Consider the following 24,952-nt stretch of genomic DNA (forward strand, 5'->3'; position numbering starts at 1 on the left):
TATACTAAAACGTCCGGCGTGCAAAGCGGGCACACTTTAGAAAAAAGATTTATTCAAATAGCATTGACACTTGGTAGCATTCTTTTTAAAATGAGCATTATTTATTCATTTTTTTAGAGGAGCTGATAGGCAAATTGACTGAAGAGCCAAGACTAAAACGCAGCCTGACTGTCTTTCCACTTGTTGTGATCGGGCTTGCTTATATGGATCCACTTGTCGTATTTGATTCATACGGCATTGTTGCTCAGCTGACGAAAGGACACGTCGCTGCAGCTTATATATTTACGTTACTTGCATTACTATTGACAGCGCTTAGCTATGGGAATATGGTGAAGGCTTTTCCAAAAGCAGGATCTGCTTATACATATGCGCAAAAAAGTATTCATCCTCATGTCGGCTTCCTTGTGGGCTGGACACTTTTACTGGATTATTTATTTCTGCCTATGGTGAATTTTGCGATCGGTAGTGCTTATTTAACCGCAGCCTTTCCTGATGTACCTCATTACATTTGGATCATCATACTTGCTATCGCCATAACGACTGTCAATGTCATCGGTATACGGCTTACAGCCAACATTACGGCGCTATTTGTGACGTTTCAGGTCATTGTCGCCGTCACCTTTGTTGGGTTTGTTATTTATGGGCTCACACAAAACACTGGCAGTGGAGAGTTATTGTCAGCCCGGCCTTTTTATTCAGCGAGCTTAGATCCAGCGCTTATTTTTTCAGGAGCGACCATTTTATGTTTCTCCTTTCTAGGATTTGATGCCATTTCGACGATGTCTGAGGAAACCATTAAACCCAAAAAGACGATTCCGCTTGCCATTTTCTTAACAGTTGCGATTGGAGGCGTACTGTTTACTTTGACGTCTTATTTTTTGCAGCAGGTGTTTCCAAATTTTCAGCAGTTCAAACATCCTGATGCAGCCTCACTTGAAATTGCAGAATTTGTGGGCGGCGCATTTCTCCACTCGTTCTTTTTAGCAGGCACAATGGTGGCTGTCATTTCTTCCTCCTTATCGTCACATGCGAGTGCAGCAAGGCTTTTATATGCAATGGGAAGAGATCAATCGTTACCGAAGCGTTTCTTCGGGTATATTCATCCGAGATTAAAAACCCCTGTTTTTAATATTTTATTAATCGGAGCTTTCTCCTTAACCGCAGTCGTTGGCGAACTTGAAGTCATTTATTCCTTTATCAGCTTCGGCGCGTTAATTGGATTTACCTTTGTGAATTTGTCTGTTTTTGCGTACTTTTTCGTCAGACAAAAACAAAGAGGTGTGCTGAATACATTGAGATATGCAGTGATCCCTCTATGCGGGACGGCGTTTTGTCTTTGGCTGTTAACGAGCATCAGCACAAATGCATTAATCATTGGCATGATGTGGCTGATTATCGGTTTTGTTTATTTCTGCTTCAGGCTGAAAACACGACCTGAATTTACGTTTGGATATGATTGATTATAAGGTTTTCACTTGGTATCCTGCACAGGATATGGCATAATAAAAAGGCTGTACTTCCCTTTTAAAAGCGGGGCAAAACAGGGGTGAACTGACCTTGAAAAAGAAAAAAACAGGATGTTTTGCCATTTCAGGCTGTTTCACGATTTTTCTCTTTGTTTTCGTATTAGCAGCCATTGCCATCTCCTTTAATCAAAAGGAGTTAAAAAAGCTGCCGATTGATACGGAATCAATTGTTTTGTCGAGATTGGATGATTACAAACCGCTTGTAGAAACAGAGTTAAGAGATCAAGATTTAGATCAGTATACCGGGTTAATCCTCGGTATGATGTATCAAGAATCAAAAGGCAGAGGCGGAGATCCAATGCAGGCCTCTGAATCTCTTGGTTTGAAACGAAATGAAATCAATGACCCTCAGAAAAGCATTAAACAAGGAGTCCATCATTTTTCGACTATGTACAAGCATGGGAAGAAAAAAGGCGTTGATTTGGAAACCATTATTCAAAGCTATAACATGGGAATCGGCTATATTGATTTTGTTGCAAAAAACGGGGGAAAACATTCCGAGAAACTGGCAAAGCAATACTCCAAAAAGCAAGTGAAACGAAACCCCAAGGTCTATACGTGCGGCGGCAACAAAGATAACTTCCGCTATCCGTATTGCTACGGTGACTTCACTTACGCTGAAAAAGTAAAAGAAAAAACGAAAACAGTTGAAGAAAAGATGAAATTGGCTTCTTCATCCACACCATCATCGTAAAAAAGCACTTCCTTGACGGAAGTGCTTTTCATTTTATCGCTGCTCTTTCCCAATTTCCGGGAGGATCGTTTTTGCTAAATGCTGGTCCATTTCCTCATATTCATCATAATGAATCGTTTCATACAGCTCTTTCCTCGTTTGCATATCCCCAAGTATCCCCTGCTGCGTTCCCTTTTCCATGATTTCTGTAAATAAACGCTCATACGCTTTTGCAGCGACTCTAAGTGATGACACAGGGTAAATGACCATTTGAAAGCCAAACATAGAAAATTCGTCTGCATGATAATAAGGGGTCTTGCCAAACTCCGTCATGTTTGCAAGGAGCGGCCCTTTAATATTACTTGACGCATGCGTGAAGTCCTCCGCTGTGATGAGTGCCTCAGGAAAAATAGCGTCAGCTCCTGCTTCTACGTAAAGATTGGCCCGGCGGATGACATCCTCCATTCCATTTACGGACTTTGCATCGGTTCTCGCAATGACCAATAGCGTTGGTGCCGCTTGTTTGATGGCTTTGATTTTTGCGACCATTTCTTCTACGGGAACGAGTGATTTCCCGTTTAAATGCCCGCATTTTTTCGGCATTTGCTGATCTTCAATTTGAACAGCTGCCACTTTGCTCTCAACCATTTCTTTTGCCGCTCTTGCTGCATTTAAAACACCGCCATAACCTGTGTCCATATCGACCAAAAGCGGCAGCTGAGAAGCTCGAATCATCTCCTTCGCTTTTTCAGCCATTTCTGTTGAATGGATCATGCCGAGGTCTGGCAGTCCTTTGCTGGCACAAAAAGCGGCACCTGATAAATAGAGCCCTTGAAAGCCCATTTTTTTCGCATAGAGCGCAGACATTCCATCGTGAACGCCTGGAATTTGAAATAAAGCTGATTTGTTCATTTGTTCTTTAAAGGCTGCGGCTAAATCAGCCTGACTTCTTTCTTCATTCACGATCCACACGCTAGCTCCCCCTTATATGACGAATAAGTCCATAAATGCTGGTACTGTTGTTGTTTTTAATTGATTTGGATTTTGGCAGAGTGACACAATTTGATCCACTTGTTTTTGTGGAAATCTTGTCTTTAAATGATAGACCCATTTCTTTTCAAGCAGCGGAATGCCTTCCTGTCTTCTTCTGCGATGACCAAGCGGGTATTCAATTTCAATTCGGTCTGTCATCGTCCCGTCTTTAAAGAAAATTTGTACACAGTTTGCAATCGATCTCTTTTTCGGATCTAAATAATCCTCTGTGTAACGTTTATCCTCTTTCACAATCATTCGATCACGAAGACGATCAATGGCTGGATTTTGCGCCGTTTCTTCTTCATAATGGTCAGCTGTTAGTTCACCATAGATCAGTCCAATGGCTGTAATATACTGCAAGCAATGATCACGGTCTGCCGGATTATAAAGCGGCCCTTTCTTATCAATAATCCGAATTGCTGACTCATGTGTCGTAATCTCTACCCGGTCAATTTCATCTAAACGATCTTTTACAGCGTCATGCAGCATCACAGCCGCCTCTGCAGCTGTCTGTGCATGAAACTCAGCAGGATAAGCAATTTTGAAAAGAACATTTTCTATGACGTATGATCCAAGGGGCTGGGCGAGCGTAAGTGGTTTTCCTTTCATAAGAACATCTTCAAAGCCCCACTTCTCTGCACTGAGGGGCGTTTGATAACCCATTTCCCCTTTACGTGTCATCATTGCCAGCCTCACTCCGCGGCTTGTTGCGTCCCCTGCTGCCCATGATTTCCTCGATCCTGTGTTTGGGGCGTGGCGATACGTCCTAAGGGGGGAATTATCAACAAACGCTTGTGATAAAACATGCTGGACCTCTTCCTTTGTTCCGCCAAGCATTGCACACACAACTGCACTTGTTGCCACTTTGACAAATAACACATGGTCCAATCCATTTCGATTTAGACAATTTTCTAAAGCGAGCACACCTTGAATTTCATGTGCCTTGACGATTGCATGCAGTACATCATTCATCGTTAGCGGCTCTTCTCCGTTTGCAAGGCGTGTTCTGCTGGTATAATCACTTACAGCTAATATTCCGCCTAAGTTATCTGACGGATGACCCCACTCCTGTGCAAGCCACGTGTCATTATAATCTAACCAGCGGATCATACAGCCAATATCAAAAGCCGCTTGAACGGGATCTAACACAAACGAAGTGCCTGGAACTCTTGCTCCGTTAGGCACGACTGTTCCAGGTACGATGGGTCCAAGGTGCTTCGTACATTCTGGAAAATTAAGAGCCAGCATTCCGCACCCGAGCGTGTCTATGAGCACATACCGCGCGGTTTCAATGGCCTCTTTGCTTGTAATTTCTCCGTCTACTGCATAGGCAGCGATTTCTTCTAATAGCTGATCTGTTTGATTGGCGACTGCTGTTTTGTTCATGTTCATTCCCCCGTTTTTCCATCATCATTTGAAACCTTTAATCCTCTTGGCCCTAGATACCGGACTCTCGGTCTAAAAATGCGATTATGCAAATGCTGTTCAATCACATGTGCGGCTAATCCGCTAGCTCTTGCAGCAAAGAAAATGGGTGTATAAAGTGAAATAGGAATTCCGAGCACGTAATAAATCGGTGCAGCATAATAATCAAGATTTGGATAAAGGTTTTTCTGCTCTTTCATGTATGCCTCTCCTGCTACACACATGTCATATAGCGTTGTATCTCCCTTTGATTCGGTAAGCGTTTTCAATGAACGTTTTAAAAGAGCGGCTCGCGGGTCCATTTTTCTCATGTATACTCTGTGGCCAAAGCCCATCATTTTTTCTTTTGCGGCTAATTTTCGTTCAATGAGCGCAAGAAATCCTTCTGTTGTTTTTCCTTCAAGAAGCATGTGCATGACAGCTTCATTTGCTCCTCCGTGGAGGTCACCTTTTAATGAAGAGATCGCTCCAGTAAAAGCACCATACATGTCAGAATGCGTGGATGCAATCACTCTAGCCGCAAACGTTGAATTCGGCAGCTCATGTTCGCTATATAATGTGAGTGTTTGGTCAAAAGCGGTAATTTCGTCTTGTGCCGGGGTGCGTCCTGTTAACATGGATAAAAAGTTTTCAGTGTAGGATTTGGTCTGATCTGGAGAAATAGCGGCGTCTTTTGTGAGAATATAATAGCTTCCAGCAACAATGGCCGGCAGCTGGCCTAATAATCGAACTGCACGCCTTTCTTGGCACGCTACAGATCGATCATGTAATGCGTCATCGTACCCTGCAAGAGCAGATAAACACGTTCTCATCGCATCCATAGGGTGAGTGGTTTTTGGCAGATTCGTTAATATGGTTTGAATGGTTGGATGTAAGCTCGTTTGTGAGGATATATCTTGCTGAAATTGGTGATATTCCATCTGATCTGGTAATCTTCCATAAATAAGCAGATAGGCTGTTTCTAAATATGTCTTGTTTTGTGCCAGCTCAATGAGGTCGTACCCGCGAATCACAATTTCCTCTTGCTCCACATCTAAGTAAGATATGGATGTTTCGCTTGCCACAATGTCTTCAAGCCCCGGTTTATACTGCAATTGTTCAGTCATCATATAACCCCCGTTTCGTCCAATTGTTGATCTCCAAACGAGCAAACGGCCAAAAATGATGTGAATCTATAGATGGGAAGATACCGTGCTAGTCGGATATCCAATTTCCATTCTATCCAAAGCACTTCATCTTGTAAATAAAAGAACGTATGTCCAGTTGGACATACGTTAGCTGTAATATGGAGAAATCATGATATAGACAATGACGCCAGTGAGACTAACATAGAGCCAAAGCGGCATCGTCCAGCGGGCAATTTTACGGTGACGCTCGACCTGCATCTGTGCGCCTCTAAATAGTGTAATCAGTGCAAGCGGTACAATAATAGCTGAGAGCACAATATGTGTAATCAAAATAAAGAAGTAAATCGGACGGATGATCCCTTCTCCTCCGAAGTGTGTATCAGCTGCCATTGAATGATATGTGACATAGGAAATTAAAAAGACAAGTGTTGTTGAAAATGCAGCAAAGATAAATCGTCTATGTGCTTTAATGTTCTTTTGTTTAATCATAATGAGTGCTGAAAGTAAGAAGATAAACGTAAAGCTGTTCATCACGGCATTCAGTAACGGCAGAAATGTAATATCCAGATGACTAAATTTATCTGTTTTTGGCATTAAAAATAATAAAGCGATTAATCCGTTTATGGCAATTGTTAAAATGACAACAATGCCGGTGAAATTTTTCGGTTTTTGATTCTGTTCGTTCATGTTTGAAAACCTCTCTTTATTAGTTCCGAATAAGAGTATGTTATTTAACTTTCTCTATAAAGTCAATGAATTCGCTGTCTTCGTCGAATTTTAGACAAACTTGCCGATTACTGGCGTTTTAACGGGTTGAAAGATTCATCCACTTCCTTTAAAATTGGAATTTATGTGATTTTTATCATTTCTTATATGAAAGGAGTAATGGACTTGTCAATCTTACAGGAAACACCCAAAGATGTGAAGGCGTTAGAGCAAGAATTACAGCAATTGCAGTTCCAAATGTATCGAATGCAAGAAAATATGAAAGATATTTCGAAAAAGGCAAAGATCATTGGCATTGATCAGGCGAAAGAAGATGAATGGATGATTGTCTCTGCCATTGAAAATGCTGATACATGTAAAATCATGCTGACCGATTGTGAAAAAGCTTTTCGCGGACAATCTGACTTTTCCTTAATTGCGGAATATCCTGAAGAAGGAAAGATTCATATTGCTGATATAAAAGGCCCTCCCGATAATGGGTACGGCTCAATCTGTATGAAGCATTTAAAAGAAATCGCAAGAGAGCAGAACATCCCAGTCATCACAGGTGACCTCGTCAAAAGAGATTGGAATCATGTAGACCGCTTGATTCATTTTTATGAAAAGCATCAATTTGATGTCCAAATCAATTGGAAAGAACAAAGCGGAGAAATTTATTGGGTGGACAGCTAACGACAAAAAACCAGCGTGTAAGATGGAATATACGCTGGTTTTTGTCGAAAATGCAAATTTTTCTGAAAAATGTGTGTTTTTTTGACCAAAAAAAGGGTACAATAAAAGCATCAGGCCGCCACCTGATGCTTTCTTCCAAAAAAACAATAAGTTACTAGTTAAGTACTTTCACTTTGACTGATTTTACGCCCCAATTTTTTGCTTGGGATTTGCTTGGTACATGAACATCAATTTTGTTACCTTTAATTGCGCCGCCAGTATCTGCTGCGATGGCTTCACCGTAGCCTTCAACATAAACCTTACTTCCTAATGGAATGACATTAGGATCTACTGCAATCACTTTCGCATTTGGGTTTTTGTTTAAGTTTACCCCTGTTGCAGTGATACCTGAGATGCCACCATCATTTGCTGTATAAGCCGTAGCCGTTACAGTCATTTCTTTTTGTACACTTTGACTAGCAGAAGATGATTCTGCTTTAGCTGTTTCCTGTTTAGGAGCAGCTTTTTTCGGTGCTTCCTGTTTAGGAGCAGCTTTTTGTGTTGTTTGCTCTTTTTGGACAGGCTCCTGTTTTTGTACAGGCTCTGAGCTTACCGGAGCTGAGCTTTGACCAGCAACACTTAGTGTTGAACCAATCATAATTATATCTGAGTTTAAGTTATTCCAAGACTTAATATCGCTAATTGACACATTGAATTTTTGAGCGATTTTCCAGAGGCTGTCCCCCTTCTGGACTTTATACTGCTCCTGAGTTTTCTCTTTTGAAGAGATTGTCAATTTATCACCTACATAAATCATGTCTGTAGATAAATTGTTCCAACCCTTTAGGTCCTTTAGAGACACATCATTTTTTTGAGAGATTCCCCAAAGTGTATCACCTTTCTTCACAGTGATTTCCTTTGCAGAAGCTTGCTGTGCTCCAAATGCTGTTGTAGAGATTGCTGCAACAGCAACCAAGGACATAATAGTCTTCTTCATAAAGTAAATCCTCCCTTGTTAGCTTTTTATGGCGGCTAACGAGTGCTATCGTAACATATGTAAATGTCAATTCAATAACAAAACGATATGTTTTAGATTACAGTTCCTTTACATGAAACATCTCTCTCCATTGGTAAATCAGACCACAAAACAGCTCGATTACCCGCCATATCAAGGTTTTGAAAGGATCAGAAACCTCCTGTTGAAAACGTGTCCAAACGCAGCGAAAAAAATTTATTTTTCTTCTTCAACCTCTTTATTTTTTTCTTTTTCTATAAATAAACGGATTTCTTCTAAAAAAACATCCCCGTATTTCTCTCTTTTTTGAGCGCCTATTCCCTTAATATGGAGAAGTTCTTCTTCTGTTTTAGGCTGAACGGCTGACATTTCCTTCAAGGTTTGATCAGAAAATACAACAAATGGCGGAACGCCCTGCTCTCTTGCCAGCTTCATTCTCACCGCTCTCAGCTGCTCAAATAATGCATCGTTTTCTTGAATCGCCTCTCTTTTCACTGCCTGTTTTTTATACACAGCCTCTTGCCCGACTAACACTTTCTTTCCTTTATGTGTCACTTTTAATGTTGGATAAGCTCCTTCAGACATGTGCAAATACTCTTCTGTAATTAAAAATTCGATGAAATCACTGATTTGCTGGGCTGATTGCTGCTTCATTAAAGCGTATGTAGGAAGACGGTCGAAACCGAGGTCAAGTACTTTTTTATTTTTAGAGCCTGCCAGTACTTGAGCAATCATCATTTTTCCAAACCGCTCGTTCATTCTAACCGTACACGATAAAACCATTTGCGCTTCTCGAGTGACCTCTTCACGCTCTCTTTCATCAAGGCAATTGCTGCATTTTTGGCAAGGGGTACTTGCTGATTGATCAAAGTAGTCCATCACAAATTGCTGCAGACATTGCTCAGTGTGACAGTAATCGACCATTTGCCTTAGTTTAAGCAGTTCATGCTGATAGCGCACTTCATCTTCTGTTGACTGTTCAATGAGGAATCGCTGCATTCGTACACCCTGCGGCGAGAACAGTAAAATGCATTCACTTTGGAGCCCGTCTCTGCCGGCGCGTCCAGCTTCTTGATAGTAGCTTTCAATATCCCTTGGAATTTGATGATGAATCACAAAACGGACATTTGATTTATTAATTCCCATGCCAAATGCAGATGTAGCGACCATAACCTGGATGTCATCATTTAAAAACAGGTTTTGCTGCTCTTCTCTTACATTGTCATCTAACCCGCCATGATAAATGCCAGCTTTGATCTTTTGTTTCTTTAGCCGATTGTAAATGTTTTCGGCTTCTTTTCTTGTAGCAGTATAGATAATGCCGGACTCAAGCTTATTTTTCTTCATATAATGTGTGATAAAGCGGTCACTATTTTCTCCTTTGACCACCTGAAAAGATAAATTTTCTCTAGCAAACCCAGTAAAAATGGTTTCTTCTTCATTCATGCCAAGCTGTTCACATATATCTCGGTGGACCTTTTTCGTGGCTGTAGCAGTTAATGCGACAATCACTGGCCTTTTTGTCAGCTGATTTAAGCATTCTTGAATAAAGCGGTAGCTTGGCCTAAAATCATGCCCCCACTCAGATATACAGTGCGCTTCATCAATTGCAATTAAAGGGATCGTTAACCGATCAAGCAGCTGAAAAAAACGCTCATTTTGTAAACGTTCAGGTGTGATATAAAGCAGCTGATATTCCCCATCTTCACATTTTTTCAGCCTCTTATTCATTTCAGCTGCGGAAAGTGTGCTGTTTAAAAAGGACGATCGTATGCCCATTTCATTTAGCGCATCGACTTGATCTTTCATTAAAGAAATTAGCGGGGATACAACGATCGTTGTTCCTTCCATCATCAGGGCAGGAATCTGGTAGCAAACCGATTTCCCTCCGCCTGTCGGCATAATACAGACGGTATCCTTCTGTTTGTTTACAATCGATTCAATGGCTTGTTTCTGTCCCTGCCTAAATGCGTCAAAGCCAAAGTATTGTTTCAGGAGTGCTTCTGCTTGTTCTAACATCCAATTCCCTCTCCGTCTTTTGTTTTGTCTATTTTAACATACATTCATGCCTCTTCCGGCAGACTGTGCAATTTCGTTTTTTCACAAAATAAAAAGCCATTTTCCGCAATGGAAAATGGCTTGAATCATCCTAGGAAAAGCTGCGGATGCCGTAATCTAAGTAAGAAAGTTTTAAACCACCACTCCTCAAAGTGGGTGTTTGCAGAAACGTTCCTGTCTTCCTCGCTAAGGAGGCATGACATTCCGGCTTCAATATAAAACTCCCTATTACAGCTTAAAGGTTAAAACTTAATTAACATTACGCGCATCGCAGCCTTAAAACTATATTACACGAAAGTTTATTAAATTTCAAGAGATCTTTTTTCTATGAAATACTCATGTATACAAGTTATTTGTTCATGTGTACATAAGAAAAAATTATTCTGAAAAAATTTAACCTTCGCTTATGATCCTATTTTTCCTCATCTACATCAACATCCTGCTCTTCCTCTAATCTTTCATACGTATCTGAATGCATCTGATCCATTGTTTCTCTATTTGTTAAATCGCGCATTTGATCGGAGAATGAACGGTCAAATTCGTTTGGATCTTGAGTGGTTTCTTCATTTTTCTTTGCATCGATTGAATAACGTGTATATGGAACTGCTTTTAAACGCTCGTATGGAATCTCTTTCCCCGTTTTCTCACATATCCCATATGTTCCGTCTTCCATTCGTTTCAGTGCTGCATCGATTTCACCTTCAAGCTGATCATCGACTTGATCCAGCGTTTGTTCTGTCATGCGGTCTAAATAGATGCTCCCATGATCAGCGATATGATTTCCAACACCATTTGAAATCTCACTCGATTCAACGAGCATCGATTCTTCTTTCTTTTTTGATCCCTTCACATCTTCTTTTAATTGAATCAATCTTTCGTATAAATCAGCTTGTTGTTCTTTCGTTAAGCCCACGGTCAATCACTCCTTTCTCATTACCTTCCCGCTGAAAGGGAAAAGAAAACATCAAAAAAGCCGCCGCCTCTTTGGCAGCAGCTTTCTTTTCTTACAGATGGCGAAGTGCTTCTTCTACTGATTTTTCGCCTTTCATCAAGTCGAAGGACTTATTTTTCACATTGGATTCTGTTAAGCTCTCCACAAGAACAATGGCTACGTCCTCTCTTGAAATCTCGATGTTTTGATCATCTGGAATATGTTCGGCAGCTTCAATCTTTCCTGTCTTCTCCTCATGCAGCAAGGCACCTGGGCGGACAATCGTATAGGAAAGACCAGACTGTCTTAAGTGCTCATCGGCTTTTCTTTTTGCTTCATAATAAGTTTCCATACTTCCTTGCCCTTTTCCTTGGTTCGGATCATCTGCATTATAGGCACTAAGCATAACAAAATGCTGGATGTTTTCTTTTTTCGCTGTATCAACGAGGCGTTTTGCACCTTCTTGATCGACCGCAATGGTCTTATCTGCACCTGTTTTTGAGCCTGAACCAGCTGCAAAGATGACAGCGTCTGCTTGTTTTACAGCATCTGTCACATCTTTTTCAAGATCACCGATGACAGGTGCTGCCCCAAGTTCCTTTAGTGCATCAGCTTGTTTTTCATCTCGAATGAGAGCAAGCGGCTCATGTCCTTTTTCTTTTAAATAACGAACGACAAGTCTGCCTGTATGTCCATTTGCTCCTGCAACTAACACTTTCATTGTTCATTCTCCTTTCTGTATCTGTTTCATCTTTATCCTTTTTTGCTATCATTCAAACACTTAAGCAGAAAAAAGCCCTTCCCATCAGATGGGAAGGGCTTAGCAATGTGCGATCTATAAAAATAAGAACGAAGAATGAGAAAAGTGCATATGATCTATGTAATCGCAAGATTGATCAGCAAAGATGTTTTGTCAAAATGGCTTGCACATCACTCAAATCCGTCTCTTTGGAAAAGTCGAGTTCAAATACTTTTGAGCTTGTGACAAGCAGCATACCTGTGTCCTGATCGAACACGCCAGCTTCTTGTATGGCAAAACTTTCAATTGATCGATACGGCAAGGAGACCCTGACTTTCTTCTTAGAAAATACGCGGTTATCGCCAAAGATCAGTCGTTTATTGGTAAAGCAAATTTGGTCGTGACGCAGTCTGTAAACAGCCTCAATTCTTTCCCCTTCAATCAATAAGGATTCGAATTTCTTATCATTTTGTTTACTGACAGAAAAAATACCCACGTAAACCCCCTCTTCCTGCATCAAATTCCTTTATGACAAAACGGCCACACGGCTCTGTGGGTACGTTTTATTCTCACTTATAGAATACGCTATAAATGGTCGTTATTCCATTACGAATAGATTAAATTTCATTTAACTTTTTCTTTTTGATCCGATGCTCTTTCCTCTACTTATTTAGACTGTTAAAGCAGAAAAAAAGTTTCAGTTCTTTTCGAGAAAAAATGCTGCTTCATTCCAATAAAAAAACAGTGATTATGCAAATCACTGTTTTTAAATGACTATTCATCTTTTGGTGTATCAATGGTTCCCTCGGCATACACATCGGAAATCTGTTCAAGCGTAATCGCCATATCAGCGTCCTCGTGTTCATGCCAAGCATGTTGATTTTTCTGCTCGTCATTTTGCTGCTTTTTCATCATCATCACCCTTTACTGTTTTTCTTAGTATGAGTGATGGTCCTCAAAATCATTCAGCTGAAATATCTTCGAAATACTCCTTGTAATACCCGCCTACTTTACCCGTATTGTCAACGACAAACAGAAATTCTTCTGTTTCATTTTTCACTTCATATGTGCTTCCAACCGTTAATGCCCGATCGACCATATATTTTTTCGCATTTGTATGTACACATTTTACTTGTTTTAACGTTTGAGCCGTTTGCCAGTTTTGATGGATCATGATTTAAAAACTCCTTTTTTCATCTATACATTTATTGTAGCCAAATTTTCGCGAAATGCAATGAGTGTTATGGATTGCTTTCAAACATGTCGTGTAATATGATTAATGTATACGTTTACATCTTTGTGCGTATAAAGTTTCGTTGCATGTCCGCTTTTCCCACCTAGAACTCGCAGAAAACAATCCATATCTTTAAGGAGGTTTGTTTATTTATGAGCTCTACAACACTTCAAATTAGTTCAAAACTCGAATCTTTTCTCCAAGGGACGAAAAAACTCTACATTAATGGTCAGTTTGTCACAAGTCACGATAACAAAACCTTTGCTACTCCTAACCCAGCCACAGGCGAAACCCTTATTGATGTTTATGAAGCAGGTGCAAAAGATATTGATGAGGCAGTAAAAGCTGCAAAAAAAGCCTTTCATGGTCCTTGGCGCTCCATGTCTGCCGCTGAACGCGCCCGCCTCATGTTCAAGCTTGCTGATTTAATGGAAGAAAATCAGGAAGAGCTTGCACAGCTAGAAACTTTAGATAACGGAAAACCAATTAATGAAACAACAAATGCAGATATCCCCCTCGCTATAGAGCACATGCGCTATTATGCGGGCTGGACGACAAAAATGAATGGACAAACCCTTCCTGTCAGTCAAGGATATTTTAATTATACCCGACATGAGCCGGTTGGTGTTGTAGGACAAATCATCCCATGGAACTTCCCTCTGCTCATGGCTATGTGGAAAATGGGCGCCGCACTTGCAACAGGGTGCACCATCGTTTTAAAGCCAGCCGAACAAACTCCACTCTCTGCTCTTTACTTAGCAGAATTAGTGGACAAAGCCGGCTTCCCAGAAGGCGTGATTAACATCGTTCCTGGATTTGGCGAAACAGCCGGAGAAGCCTTAACTGATCATCCTGACGTGAACAAGCTGGCCTTCACAGGGTCAACAAGTGTTGGGAAATTAATTATGGAGAAAGCGGCTAAAACCATTAAGAGGGTCACATTAGAGCTTGGCGGAAAATCACCGAATATTATTTTACCTGATGCCGATTTAAAGAAAGCCATTCCAGGTGCTTTAAATGGCGTCATGTTTAACCAAGGCCAAGTATGCTGCGCGGGTTCCAGAGTCTTTGTTCATCGGAGCCAATATGATGAAGTGGTCGATCAAATGGCCAAATATGCAGGATCCCTCAAGCAAGGCGCTGGTCTTCATCAAGATACACAAATTGGACCTCTTGTAAGTAAAGAACAGCACGAACGCGTGTTAGGCTATATTGAAAAAGGTAAATCCGAAGGGGCAACAGCCGTTGTCGGGGGCGATTGCCCTTATGAGGCTGGCTATTTCGTCTCCCCTACTATTTTTAAAGATGTAGAAGATGAAATGACCATTGCTAAAGAGGAAATCTTTGGACCTGTCTTATCTGCCATTCCTTACGATTCCATTGATGAAGTGGTCGAACGTGCCAACCAGTCTGAATATGGATTAGCAGCAGGACTTTGGACAGAAAACTTAAAGCATGCCCATGATATCGCTGCACGTCTTGAAGCAGGAACGATTTGGGTCAACTGCTATAATGTCTTTGATGCCGCCTCTCCGTTTGGAGGATATAAGCAATCAGGTCTTGGCAGAGAAATGGGATCATATGCCCTTAACAACTATACAGAAGTCAAAAGTGTATGGATTAATCTCCAAGACTAATGACGTCAAGAAAGCCGGTGACCGTGTCATCGGCTTTTTTGTGTTTGCATGTGACAGGCCGGCTCCTGAATATAGTATGAAAGGAAAGGAGCATGGCCGCATATGCAAGATTTTAAATTAAAAGTAAACGAATTTATCGAAGAATTGCACATAGAGATGCAGCGAAGACAACGAGAAGATGGCGCCTTTGTTTTCTGCTTTGAAGGTCCAATGATGACAAATGCTTTTTTGATTATGCTGTTAAAGGCTGTCGGCGATACGGATCAGGCTTTCGTTGATCAATTAGCAGAAGCGATACGCGAAAAGCAAAATGAGGATGGGTCTTTTTCTTTGTATCATGATCAAACGGGACATGTAACAGCCACTGTGCAGGGCTATTGCGGAATGCTTGTTTCAGGCAGGTTTCAACAAGATGAGCCTCATATGGAAAAAGCAGCGCAATATATTCGATCAAATGGCGGATTAAAGAACGTTCACTTTATGACAAAGTGGATGCTCGCCGTCAACGGCATGCACCCTTGGCCGTACTTCTATGCACCACTTTCCTTTTTACTCATCCCTACATACTTTCCACTTCACTTCTATCATCTTAGTGCATATGCAAGAATTCACTTTGTGCCAATGATGATTGCACTCAACAAACGATATACTTCTCATGAGAAATTTCCAAGCCTAGCACACCTTGATGCAAACATGTCTAAGAATCCATTTGACTGGTTTATGGCAAGAGAAGAACGTTCCACTCATCACTTTCTGACTTACATGCGATCGTATACAGCACTCGACAGCCGGCTGGACTTTTTCGGATATGAAGCAGCAAAGCGATATATGTTTGACCGCCTCGAAAAAGATGGCACACTGTACAGCTATTTAAGTGCAAGTATTTTTATGGTCTATGCACTGATGAGTCTTGGGTACTCCCCAGGACATCATCTCATTTTAAAAGCAGTCAAAGGCATGAAAAAGCTAGTCACAAACTGTCAGGGCAGAATGTATGCAGAAAATTCCACATCCACAGTTTGGGATACAGCACTTGTCAGTTATGCTTCTCAAAAAGCTGGCAAAAAACAAGAAGACCCAGTCATCACAAAGTCTTTCTCATACTTACTGAACCGGCAGCAAATGAAGAAAGCAGACTGGGCGATCCATAACCGGCATGCTGCTCCGGGAGGCTTTGGTTTTTCAGATATCAACACGAATAATCCTGATTGTGATGATACGCAAATTGTCTTAAAAGCCATTCCTCGAACGTACGCACCAGTTCAGTGGAATCGAGGATTCAATTGGCTTCTTTCCATGCAAAACCGTGATGGCGGGTTTTCTGCTTTTGAAAAAAATCAAGATCACTTCCTGCTTCGACATCTGCCGCTTGAATCTGCGGAGGATGCAGCTATCGATCCATCGACTCCTGATATTACAGGCCGCGTGCTTCATCTCATGGGTCTTGAAGAGAAAAACATGTCACCGCCTATTCACAGGCAAAAAGACCAATGTGTCAAGTGGCTCCTAGATCATCAAGAGAAAAATGGATCATGGTTTGGCAGATGGGGTGTTTGCTATATTTATGGAACGTGGGCAGCATTAACAGGTCTAAAAGCTGCCGGCATCCCCTCCACCCATCCTGCTGTCCAAAAAGCATGCCGATTTTTAAAGCAGATTCAACGAGAAGATGGCAGCTTCGGAGAATCATGTAAAAGTGCAGAGGTAAAAACGTATGTCCCCCTCCCGTTTGGCACAGTGGTTCAGACGGCTTGGGCAGCAGAGGCACTTTTACAATATGAGAAGCCCGATGACAAAACGATTTTAAAAGCCATCTCATTTTTGATCCATCAGCAGCACACGAATGAAGCCTTGCACTATCCAGTAGGCATTGGCCTGCCAAAGCAATTTTACATCACTTATCATAGCTACCCATTTGTCTTTCCGATGATGGCTTGTTCCACATTTTTAGAAGAAATGAGGCGTAAGAATGAATAAGGAAGAGTACCGTTTGCAGCTCAAAGAGTGGCTTAGCTCCATTCAACCCGCGATTCAAGATGACAACATCCGTCAGAAAGTAGACCATTTATGGTTCTCAATGGATGATGAACATTCCAGTGAACAAGAGTGGTACGAACTGGCAGAACGTATTGCTGAGGACATGAACCCACAAGAAGACATGCGGGAGGTAGCAGCTGGAAGTCACAAGTTACCTCCTCTCCCTTACCGGTATGATGCACTAGAACCGTTTATTTCAAAAGAAATTATGTATTTGCATCACCAGAAGCATCATCAATCATATGTAGATGGTTTGAACCAAGCTGAGCTTGCATTAAAAAATGCAAGAAAAACCAATGATTTTAAAATGATTAAGCATTGGGAACGGGAGCTTGCCTTCAATGGTGCGGGGCACTATTTACATTGTATTTTTTGGTTTTCCATGAGTCCTTCAGGAAAACGAAAGCCCACTGGACAAATGCTTCGTCTCATTGAACAATCGTTTGACAGCTATGATGCATTTAAATCTCAATTTTCAGCAGCGGCCAAACAAGTAGAGGGTGTTGGCTGGGCCATTCTCGTATGGGCGCCCAGATCTCAGCGATTAGAGATTTTACAAGCAGAACGCCATCAATTTTTGTCACAATGGGACGTGATCCCCCTTCTAGCCCTTGATGTATGGGAGCACGCCTACTACCTTCAATATCTGAATGAAAAAGCGAAATACGTAGATCGTTGGTGGAGTGTAGTCGACTGGCGTGAGCCAGAAGCTAGGCTTAAGCAGGCACAACAAGTGAGATGGACCCCTTTTTAAAACGATGCTCCATATAGGCTAATGCTTATATGGGGTATTTTTAGTTTACATAATTTTATTATTAACACCTTTATAAAGAATGGGTTGTTTTTTCAGAAAATTCGTTTAAAATAGTAAAGATATGTGAGGAAAGTGAGATGAAGCAATGAATGAACATTCTTTTAACCATTAGTCAATTTGCAGGAAGAACCTTTGCAATCTGGGTCATTATCTTTGCATGTCTTGGATTTACTTTTCCTGACGTATTTTCTCAGATTGGACCGTATATCCCTTTTTTATTAGGTGTCATTATGTTTGGGATGGGGCTTACGTTATCTGGTGAAGATTTTAAGGAGCTTTTTCGTAAACCTCTCTATGTGTTAATCGGGGTTTTGGCGCAGTACACACTCATGCCGCTGATCGCCTTTCTATTAGCTTACGGATTACGGCTGCCATCTGAAATTGCTGTAGGCGTTATTCTTGTGGGCTGCTGCCCGGGCGGTACAGCATCCAATGTCATGACCTTCTTGGCAAAAGGCAATATGGCATTATCCGTAGCGGTCACAACTATATCGACCCTTCTTGCTCCCTTTTTAACGCCTCTCTTTAGCTATATTTTTGCAAGATCATGGTTACCTGTATCACCGGAGGCATTATTTTTGTCGATTGTCCAAGTTGTGCTAATTCCTATTATCCTAGGTGTTATCGTTAAGGTATTTTTCAAAAAACAAGTAAACTATGCAGTTCAAGCATTGCCGCTTGTATCTGTTGCTGGAATTGTGTTGATCATTGCAGCGGTTGTCAGTGCAAATAAAGAGCAGATTCTTCAATCTGGATTACTGATATTTGCCGTTGTTATATTACATAATGGACTTGGTCTCTTATTTGGTTACCTGATCGCAAAGTGGTGCAGAATGGATATCCCTTCTCGTAGAGCGATCTCGATCGAAGTAGGCATGCAAAACTCCGGGCTCGGTGCAGCGCTAGCAACAGCACACTTCTCACCGCTCGCAGCCGTACCAAGTGCGATTTTTAGTGTGTGGCATAATTTATCTGGTTCCTGGCTTGCGACGTATTGGTCAAAACGAGGACAACATGACAGTGAAAAGAAAAAAAGCTAGCACCTTAACAGGTGCTAGCTTTTTATAATTGAAGATTATCCTTCAAGTAATAGCTGTTCAGGATCTTCAAGCAGATTTTTAATCGTAACGAGGAATCCAACTGCTTCTTTACCATCGACAATACGGTGGTCATAAGAAAGAGCTAAATACATCATCGGACGGTTCTCAAAACGTTCTTCATCAATCGCCACCGGACGAAGCTGAATTTTATGCATCCCTAAAATTCCAACTTGCGGGCTGTTTAAAATCGGAGTTGATAGCAGAGAACCAAATGTTCCGCCGTTTGTGATCGTGAATGATCCACCTTGTAACTCATTAAGAGACAATTTGTTATCTCTTGCTTTTTTCGCAAGATGACCAATTTCTTTTTCAATCCCCGCAAATGACAATCTGTCTGCATCACGGACAACCGGTACGACAAGTCCTTCGTTTGCAGCAACAGCGATGCCGATGTCATAGAATTTCTTCAAGACAAGCTCATCACCTTGAATTTCTGCGTTAAGCAGCGGATATTTCTTCAGTGCTGCTACAACTGCTTTTGTAAAGAAGGACATGAAGCCAAGCTTGACATCATTTTGTTCTAGGAAGGCATCTTTACGACGCTTTCTTAAATCCATCACAGCTGTCATATCGACTTCATTAAATGTCGTCAGCATCGCAGCCGTTTGTTGAACTTCAACTAAACGTTTTGCAATTGTTTGTCTGCGGCGTGACATTCTTTCACGTTCAACTGGCTTTCCTGGTTGTTCAGTTTGCACCGCAGCATTTGCTTTTGGCGCGGCTTTTGGTGCACTTGCAGGTGCTTCATTCTTTTGATAAGAAGCGACATCCTGCTTTCGTACCCTGCCCAGCGGATCTACGGTTGGAATCTCAGATAAGTCTAACCCCTTCTCTCTCGCTAATTTTCTAGCTGCAGGAGAAGCGATAGTTCTGCCATTACCAGCTTTCGGCTCTTCTTTCACTGCTTCTTCTTTTTGAGCAGCTGCCGGTTCTTCTTTCGAAGCTGGTGCAGAAGCTTGCTCAGGTGCTGGAGCTGCGGACTCGCTTCCGCCGGCTTCACCTGCTGCAATCGTTCCGATGACCTCTCCAACTTGTACAGTGTCACCAGAATCTTTCAGTACTTCTTTTAATACACCAGATTCTTCAGCAGTCAGTTCGACATTGACTTTATCTGTTTCAAGTTCCAGCAGGTACTCCCCCTGCTCCACATAATCGCCCGGCTGCTTTAGCCATTGAGCAATCGTTCCTTCCGAGATTGATTCCGCTAATTCAGGTACTTTAATTTCCGCCATTTTTCATTTCCCCCTTAGTTTTTGCGAGTCAAGCTATCAGATACAATTCGTTCTTGTTCTTTTTTATGCACAGTTGGATCACCCTCAGCCGTACTTGAACGTCTTCTTCGGCCGATGTAACGTACTTTTACTTTTTCAGGTGCAATTTCACGTAAATATGGCTCAATGTATCCCCAAGCTCCCATATTTTGCGGTTCTTCTTGCACCCATACGATTTCTTCTAAGTTTGTCAGCTTTGTTAAAATTCCTTTAATATCTTTGGCTGGGAACGGATATAGCTGTTCCACTCTTGCAACGTGAAGCCAATCTTTCGGCTCTTCCATTTGAGTAAAACGATCACTAATATCAATGGATACCTTCCCGCTAGATAGCACGAGACGCGATACTTTTTCGTGATCATGTACAAGACCTGGCTGTTCAAGAACTGGACGGAACTGTCCATCTGTTAATTCTTGGACTTCAGACAATGTGTTCGGGTTACGAAGCAGACTCTTCGGTGTCATAATGACAAGCGGACGAATCTCTTCACGAAGCAGCATTTTCGCCTGTCTTCTAAGAATATGGAAATATTGCGCTGCACTTGTCAAGTTCGCAACTGTCCAGTTATTCTCAGCAGCTGATTGCAGGAAGCGCTCTGTTCTTCCACTTGAATGCTCAGGACCTTGTCCTTCATATCCATGCGGCAGCAGCATGACTAAACCTGATTTTTGTCCCCATTTTGCACGGCCAGCTGAGATAAATTGATCGAAATACACTTGAGCCGCATTTGCGAAGTCTCCGAATTGAGCTTCCCAAATCACTAACGTTTCAGGAGAATAGACATTATAACCATATTCAAACCCGATGACTGAGCCTTCTGACAGTGGACTGTTATGAACTGTAAACGATGCATTCGCATCACTTAGTTCATGAAGAGCAATAAACTCATCTCCCGTTTGACTGTCGTGAAGAACAAGGTTTCTTTGAGCAAAAGTACCACGCTCTGAATCCTGTCCGGTCATTCGAATTGGCGTACCGTCTTTTAATATAGATGCAAATGCGAGTGCTTCCCCAAGTGACCATTCTACTTTACGGTCATCTGTAAACACTTTTGCACGTTTTTCAAGGATCCGCTTCAGCTTACCAAATACTTGGAAATCATTCGGCCAGCTGATCAATTCTTCATTCAGCTTTCTGAGTACATCAAATTCTACTGATGTATCAACTGCTGGGAAGCCGTTTGATACAGGCTCTGGCAGCTCGATTTCTTGAATCGTATGCTCTTTCTTTGAAGGCACCTTTTTATAAGCTTCTTCTATTTTTGCCGTCACAGCCTGCTCGATTTCTTCACGCTGCTCTTTTGTCAAAAGACCTTCTGAGACAAGTTTATCTGCAAAGATATTCTTGACCGTTTTGTGCTTTCTAACCGCATCGTACAGCATTGGCTGAGTTGTAGAAGGCTCATCCATTTCGTTATGACCGTATCTGCGGTAACCAATCAAGTCAATAAGGAAATCCTTCTTGAAGCGTTTGCGGTATTCTACTGCTAGCTGAACAGCCGCTAAACACGCTTCTGGATCATCTGCATTGACATGAACAATAGGAATCTCAAATCCTTTTGCAAGGTCACTTGCATATTTCGTCGAGCGGGATTCATTGCTTTCTGTTGTAAACCCGATCATATTGTTGGCAATAATATGGATGGTTCCGCCTACTTGATAGCCTACAAGTTGGCTTAAATTTAATGTTTCTGCCACAATTCCTTCTCCAGGGAATGCTGCATCCCCATGAATTAAGATGGCTAACGCTTTTTCAACATCTTGAACTGGATAGCCTTTTTGAGTACGTGATTCCTGAGCGGCACGCGTGCTTCCTTCAATGATTGGATCAATGAACTCCAAGTGACTTGGGTTATTAGCAAGCGTAACTCTCGCACTCTTTGTATCTTCGTCTTTGATTTGACGGTCAGCTCCAAGATGGTACTTAACATCCCCTGTCCATCCGTAGCTGATGCCAATAGAGCCTTCTGATGGAACGAGCTCTTTATTTGGCGCATGCTGGAATTCTGAGAAAATGATCTCATATGGCTTTCCTAACACATGTGCTAATACATTTAAACGGCCTCTGTGTGCCATTCCAATGTTAATATTTGAAGTCCCTTGTGTAACAGACTCTGAAATAATTTCATCAAGTACTGGGACAAGTGCGTCTAAACCTTCTATAGAGAAGCGCTTTTGCCCAACAAATGTTTTATGAAGAAACTGCTCGAACTGCTCAACTTCTGTTAATCTCTTGAAAACAGAAACTAATTTATCTGCTGGTTTTTTCTTAAATAGTTCACCAGATTCAATTGATTTTGAGAGCCAGTTTCGCTCTTCGAAGTCATGCACGTGATCAAACTCAAATGAAATGGTACGTTTATACGTATTTCTCAAATGGTTAATGGCTTCTATGCCGTTTGAAATGTGTTTTGGTGCATCCGGACTAATAATAGATATCGGAATATTCTTGACATCTTCTTCTGTTAAACCGTACTCCTTTAAAGGAAACAGCTCTTGTAATTCCTTTTCTTTGCGAAGAGGATTGACGGAAGCATTTAAATGGCCATACGTTCTGATGTCTTCTGCCAGTTTAACGACTGATGCTATCTTTTGGATTTGTTCAGAAGTAACTACGCTATTTTCTTTTTTCCCAATTTCCTCCTTCATTTCACTCGGTGGTGCACCAAGTTCATCAAATATGCCTCTTAGATCTTCATCAACACTAGTAGGATCCTGGACATACTGATCGTAGAGCTCGAGCACATAGCCGAGGTTCGGACCATGAAATTCTTCCCAACTCAACGGTTGTTTCACATCATTTTGAAACATTTTGAACACTACCCCCAACTTTGATCATCAAGTGATTGAACACTATCTCGATATAACTTCCAGAACACAATGACCAAATTTATGTAATAAAACGCTTCCAATAATATTCTACCACTGTTTTGGATTACTTTCTACATTCTTTGTTCAATTAAAGATAAAAAATTCACAGAAAAACAAAAAATTTAAATCATTCCGAAAAATAATTTGAAGAAAGGGGCAAAACCTTATGCCCCAATGCTTTTATGCAGCAGTTTCTTCAGTAATGGATATAAAACATCTGGCAATGTATCGACATCTGGTACAAAAATGCTGAACTTGCCATACATATCTTGAATGGTTTTCATCTGTGCTTCTTCTATCGGCGAATTGGATAAAAACACATTGATCACCTCAATGCCCTTTTTCCTCGCTTCAAGAACTGCTTCATGTGTATCGACAATCCCATTTTGTTCGTAGCTGAACGCAGCTGGCTCTCCGTCTGAAAAGACAATCAGAAACTTTTGCTCTTCTCTTCGCTTTAAAATCATCTTTGTCATTTGGCGGATCGCATAGCCATCCCGGTTATCCTCTTCTGGCTCAAGAGACATAATAGAAGGCCCTGCATCAAATAGAGAATCTTTGAACGACACAACTGTGTTGAAGTAGTTTGGCTGACTTGTTTCTGTTGCGTCGTTTGTATCTTCCCAAAACCCAACAATTTGATGTGGGACTTGCACGGATTTTAACGCTTCATGAAAGAGAACAATGCCTTTTTTCGTCTCATCCATCTTGTCAAACATGCTCGCTGAACAGTCTACTAATAAGGTGAAAACAGCATCAATCTGAGAAGACGGTGCCTGTTTTTTATAGAAAAGACGCGGGTTAGACTCTGTAAAGTAGCGAATCAGCTTTTTGCTGAGACGTCCTGCATGAAGGTCTGTTTTAGGCCATGATTTTTTATGTTCAAGTGTTTTTTGGATCATTTGTTTTAAGCGTTTCTGATAAGGCTCAATTTCCTTCGCATGCTGCTTGTAGGCATCGATTTGTTCTGGCTTAGGAGGATCTGGTGAAATCATGACTGGAAACGCATATTTGTTTTCTTTTCCATTCTCATGACCATCTGCTCCGCTTTCTTCACCTTCAGCCTCTTCCAGCGCTTCAAGCTTTGAATAATCTTTTCGGTGTGTTTGCTTTGCAGAACCTTGGACAGTTCCGAGTGCCTGATCTCCGTCATCACCTTCTCTTGCCGCATCCTTACCAAGATCACTTTTACCGCCGTGCTCTAAATCAAATTGAAGGAAGCTTTTGGATGGCGCTTCGGTTTCTCGATGCCACACTTCCATATACTCTTGGTGAATGTCTTCATCGCCTTCTTTTTCTCGGTCGACTTTGATGTCCTCACTTAATGTAGGTTTTCTTTTTAAGTCATGGAACAGCGGTTCTTTTGCCGCTTGTTCATAGTCCAATTCAGGGAAGAAAAAGTACGTATTCAGTATATCCTTTTCAAGCAGTTCATCGAACCCTTCCATCAATTCTTTGACAATAGCTGCGATGTCTGCAGTTGAACCCGCATCATATACACGTTCAAGACTTGACTCAATAAACGGAATCATCGGGTTGATCTGCTCATGAAGAGGCGGAATCTCTTCGAGCGGAGAATCAGCTGTCAGCTTCACATAAATCGCACAAAAGAGTGCATCTGTTAAAATACTTCGTTCTTGGTTAATCGTTAATTGTGTCTTAAAGTGACGCCGGTACAGCTCTCTTCTTCGTTTAAATACCTTTTTTGTTCCAGGGCGGTCATGCTTAATCCGCTCTTCAATCCGGATATCTTCAAACAGCATAAACAATTGTTTACATACATCAGGAATGGATAATGTATGAGCAAAGCGAATGATCTCCTGAAATACCGTAAGATCACTATAAACCGTGCCTACTGCACGAAGGAACACATCACTTTTCAGCCCTGCTAGCATATCTTCTTGTTTACGATCATCCCAAAAATGACTGATGAAAATTTTCTTTTCAAACGGTTCATAGTAGGACTGCACACCGTATTCAAGCTCGACATCATCACTTTTTGCTAACGTTTTGGCTAAATCCGTTAATTCCATAAATAAAAATGAATCGATTCTGCTGTCATTAAATTTGATGAATTTCAAAA

At 41.4% G+C, this 24,952-nt stretch carries 21 protein-coding genes and 1 other RNA gene; 7 read left to right on the forward strand and 15 right to left on the reverse strand.

Annotated features, from left to right (window positions below):
• Nucleotides 1-134: 134 nt before the first annotated feature.
• Together NSS80_RS09710 and NSS80_RS09715 are read left to right on the forward strand one after the other, a co-directional pair.
• On the forward strand, nucleotides 135-1,460 hold the full coding sequence (locus NSS80_RS09710) for an APC family permease (RefSeq protein ID WP_034280617.1): 1,326 nt from the start codon (nucleotides 135-137) through the stop codon (nucleotides 1,458-1,460).
• A 97-nt stretch (nucleotides 1,461-1,557) separates the two neighbouring features.
• On the forward strand, nucleotides 1,558-2,220 hold the full coding sequence (locus NSS80_RS09715) for a lysozyme family protein (protein WP_041117684.1): 663 nt from the start codon (nucleotides 1,558-1,560) through the stop codon (nucleotides 2,218-2,220).
• Between the two features lie 33 nt (nucleotides 2,221-2,253).
• On the opposite strand, the gene prpB is transcribed toward NSS80_RS09715, so the two are convergent.
• The 4 genes from prpB to NSS80_RS09735 form a co-directional block, all read right to left on the reverse strand.
• On the reverse strand, nucleotides 2,254-3,171 hold the full coding sequence (gene prpB, locus NSS80_RS09720; RefSeq protein ID WP_034280612.1) for a methylisocitrate lyase: 918 nt from the start codon (nucleotides 3,169-3,171) through the stop codon (nucleotides 2,254-2,256).
• Nucleotides 3,172-3,183: 12 nt separating this feature from the next.
• The gene (locus NSS80_RS09725; RefSeq protein WP_041117686.1) at nucleotides 3,184-4,620 is read right to left on the reverse strand and encodes a bifunctional 2-methylcitrate dehydratase/aconitate hydratase; all 1,437 of its coding nucleotides are present in this window, start codon (nucleotides 4,618-4,620) and stop codon (nucleotides 3,184-3,186) included.
• A gap of 2 nt (nucleotides 4,621-4,622) precedes the next feature.
• Entirely contained in the window at nucleotides 4,623-5,765 is a 1,143-nt protein-coding gene (mmgD, locus tag NSS80_RS09730) for a citrate synthase (RefSeq protein ID WP_041117689.1), read from the reverse strand.
• Nucleotides 5,766-5,933: 168 nt separating this feature from the next.
• Nucleotides 5,934-6,473, reverse strand: a complete 540-nt coding sequence (locus NSS80_RS09735; RefSeq protein ID WP_024422676.1) for a DUF420 domain-containing protein — start codon at nucleotides 6,471-6,473, stop codon at nucleotides 5,934-5,936.
• A gap of 198 nt (nucleotides 6,474-6,671) precedes the next feature.
• Here NSS80_RS09735 and NSS80_RS09740 point away from each other — a divergent pair, with 198 nt between their 5' ends.
• Nucleotides 6,672-7,184, forward strand: a complete 513-nt coding sequence (locus NSS80_RS09740; RefSeq protein WP_029708157.1) for a GNAT family N-acetyltransferase — start codon at nucleotides 6,672-6,674, stop codon at nucleotides 7,182-7,184.
• A 154-nt stretch (nucleotides 7,185-7,338) separates the two neighbouring features.
• Here NSS80_RS09740 and NSS80_RS09745 read toward each other — a convergent pair whose 3' ends face one another.
• The 8 genes from NSS80_RS09745 to NSS80_RS09780 all read right to left on the reverse strand — a co-directional run bounded on the left by NSS80_RS09745 (nucleotide 7,339) and on the right by NSS80_RS09780 (nucleotide 13,080).
• On the reverse strand, nucleotides 7,339-8,160 hold the full coding sequence (locus tag NSS80_RS09745) for a 3D domain-containing protein (RefSeq protein ID WP_024422678.1): 822 nt from the start codon (nucleotides 8,158-8,160) through the stop codon (nucleotides 7,339-7,341).
• A 234-nt stretch (nucleotides 8,161-8,394) separates the two neighbouring features.
• Nucleotides 8,395-10,197 carry a DNA helicase RecQ gene (gene recQ / locus NSS80_RS09750; protein WP_046311465.1) on the reverse strand — a complete coding sequence of 601 codons (1,803 nt, stop codon included), beginning with the start codon at nucleotides 10,195-10,197 and terminating at the stop codon, nucleotides 8,395-8,397.
• A gap of 133 nt (nucleotides 10,198-10,330) precedes the next feature.
• Nucleotides 10,331-10,516: non-coding RNA, 6S RNA (gene ssrS, locus NSS80_RS09755), on the reverse strand.
• A gap of 132 nt (nucleotides 10,517-10,648) precedes the next feature.
• Nucleotides 10,649-11,149 carry a TraR/DksA family transcriptional regulator gene (locus tag NSS80_RS09760; protein ID WP_034280603.1) on the reverse strand — a complete coding sequence of 167 codons (501 nt, stop codon included), beginning with the start codon at nucleotides 11,147-11,149 and terminating at the stop codon, nucleotides 10,649-10,651.
• 91 nt (nucleotides 11,150-11,240) lie between these two features.
• Nucleotides 11,241-11,888 carry an SDR family oxidoreductase gene (locus NSS80_RS09765; RefSeq protein WP_041117693.1) on the reverse strand — a complete coding sequence of 216 codons (648 nt, stop codon included), beginning with the start codon at nucleotides 11,886-11,888 and terminating at the stop codon, nucleotides 11,241-11,243.
• 175 nt (nucleotides 11,889-12,063) lie between these two features.
• Nucleotides 12,064-12,402 carry a PH domain-containing protein gene (locus tag NSS80_RS09770; RefSeq protein ID WP_024422682.1) on the reverse strand — a complete coding sequence of 113 codons (339 nt, stop codon included), beginning with the start codon at nucleotides 12,400-12,402 and terminating at the stop codon, nucleotides 12,064-12,066.
• A 278-nt stretch (nucleotides 12,403-12,680) separates the two neighbouring features.
• Complete coding sequence (locus NSS80_RS09775; RefSeq protein WP_080769829.1) at nucleotides 12,681-12,818, reverse strand: DUF4025 domain-containing protein; 138 nt, start codon at nucleotides 12,816-12,818, stop codon at nucleotides 12,681-12,683.
• A 49-nt stretch (nucleotides 12,819-12,867) separates the two neighbouring features.
• Nucleotides 12,868-13,080 carry a DUF6501 family protein gene (locus NSS80_RS09780; RefSeq protein ID WP_024422683.1) on the reverse strand — a complete coding sequence of 71 codons (213 nt, stop codon included), beginning with the start codon at nucleotides 13,078-13,080 and terminating at the stop codon, nucleotides 12,868-12,870.
• A gap of 212 nt (nucleotides 13,081-13,292) precedes the next feature.
• Between NSS80_RS09780 and NSS80_RS09785 the strand changes: the two genes are divergently transcribed.
• From NSS80_RS09785 to NSS80_RS09800, 4 genes are all read left to right on the forward strand, one after another.
• Complete coding sequence (locus NSS80_RS09785) at nucleotides 13,293-14,777, forward strand: aldehyde dehydrogenase family protein (RefSeq protein WP_034280593.1); 1,485 nt, start codon at nucleotides 13,293-13,295, stop codon at nucleotides 14,775-14,777.
• Nucleotides 14,778-14,879: 102 nt separating this feature from the next.
• Nucleotides 14,880-16,754, forward strand: a complete 1,875-nt coding sequence (locus NSS80_RS09790; protein WP_041117695.1) for a prenyltransferase/squalene oxidase repeat-containing protein — start codon at nucleotides 14,880-14,882, stop codon at nucleotides 16,752-16,754.
• Nucleotides 16,747-17,568 (forward strand): superoxide dismutase, encoded by an 822-nt coding sequence (locus NSS80_RS09795; RefSeq protein ID WP_041117697.1) that lies wholly within the window; start codon nucleotides 16,747-16,749, stop codon nucleotides 17,566-17,568. Before NSS80_RS09790 ends, NSS80_RS09795 begins: the two co-directional genes overlap by 8 nt.
• A 149-nt stretch (nucleotides 17,569-17,717) precedes the next feature.
• Nucleotides 17,718-18,668, forward strand: a complete 951-nt coding sequence (locus tag NSS80_RS09800) for a bile acid:sodium symporter family protein (RefSeq protein ID WP_041117699.1) — start codon at nucleotides 17,718-17,720, stop codon at nucleotides 18,666-18,668.
• Between the two features lie 35 nt (nucleotides 18,669-18,703).
• On the opposite strand, the gene odhB is transcribed toward NSS80_RS09800, so the two are convergent.
• The 3 genes from odhB to NSS80_RS09815 all read right to left on the reverse strand — a co-directional run bounded on the left by odhB (nucleotide 18,704) and on the right by NSS80_RS09815 (nucleotide 24,950).
• Nucleotides 18,704-19,960, reverse strand: coding sequence for a 2-oxoglutarate dehydrogenase complex dihydrolipoyllysine-residue succinyltransferase (gene odhB, locus NSS80_RS09805; RefSeq protein WP_034280584.1), 1,257 nt, complete (start codon nucleotides 19,958-19,960; stop codon nucleotides 18,704-18,706).
• A gap of 14 nt (nucleotides 19,961-19,974) precedes the next feature.
• The gene (gene sucA, locus NSS80_RS09810; protein ID WP_034280582.1) at nucleotides 19,975-22,809 is read right to left on the reverse strand and encodes a 2-oxoglutarate dehydrogenase E1 component; all 2,835 of its coding nucleotides are present in this window, start codon (nucleotides 22,807-22,809) and stop codon (nucleotides 19,975-19,977) included.
• Between the two features lie 224 nt (nucleotides 22,810-23,033).
• Nucleotides 23,034-24,950, reverse strand: a complete 1,917-nt coding sequence (locus NSS80_RS09815; RefSeq protein WP_041117701.1) for a VWA domain-containing protein — start codon at nucleotides 24,948-24,950, stop codon at nucleotides 23,034-23,036.
• Between the last annotated feature and the right edge of the window lie 2 nt (nucleotides 24,951-24,952).

The sequence above is a fragment of the Bacillus sp. FSL M8-0350 genome, from assembly GCF_038593345.1.
Classification (GTDB): domain Bacteria; phylum Bacillota; class Bacilli; order Bacillales; family Bacillaceae; genus Bacillus; species Bacillus safensis.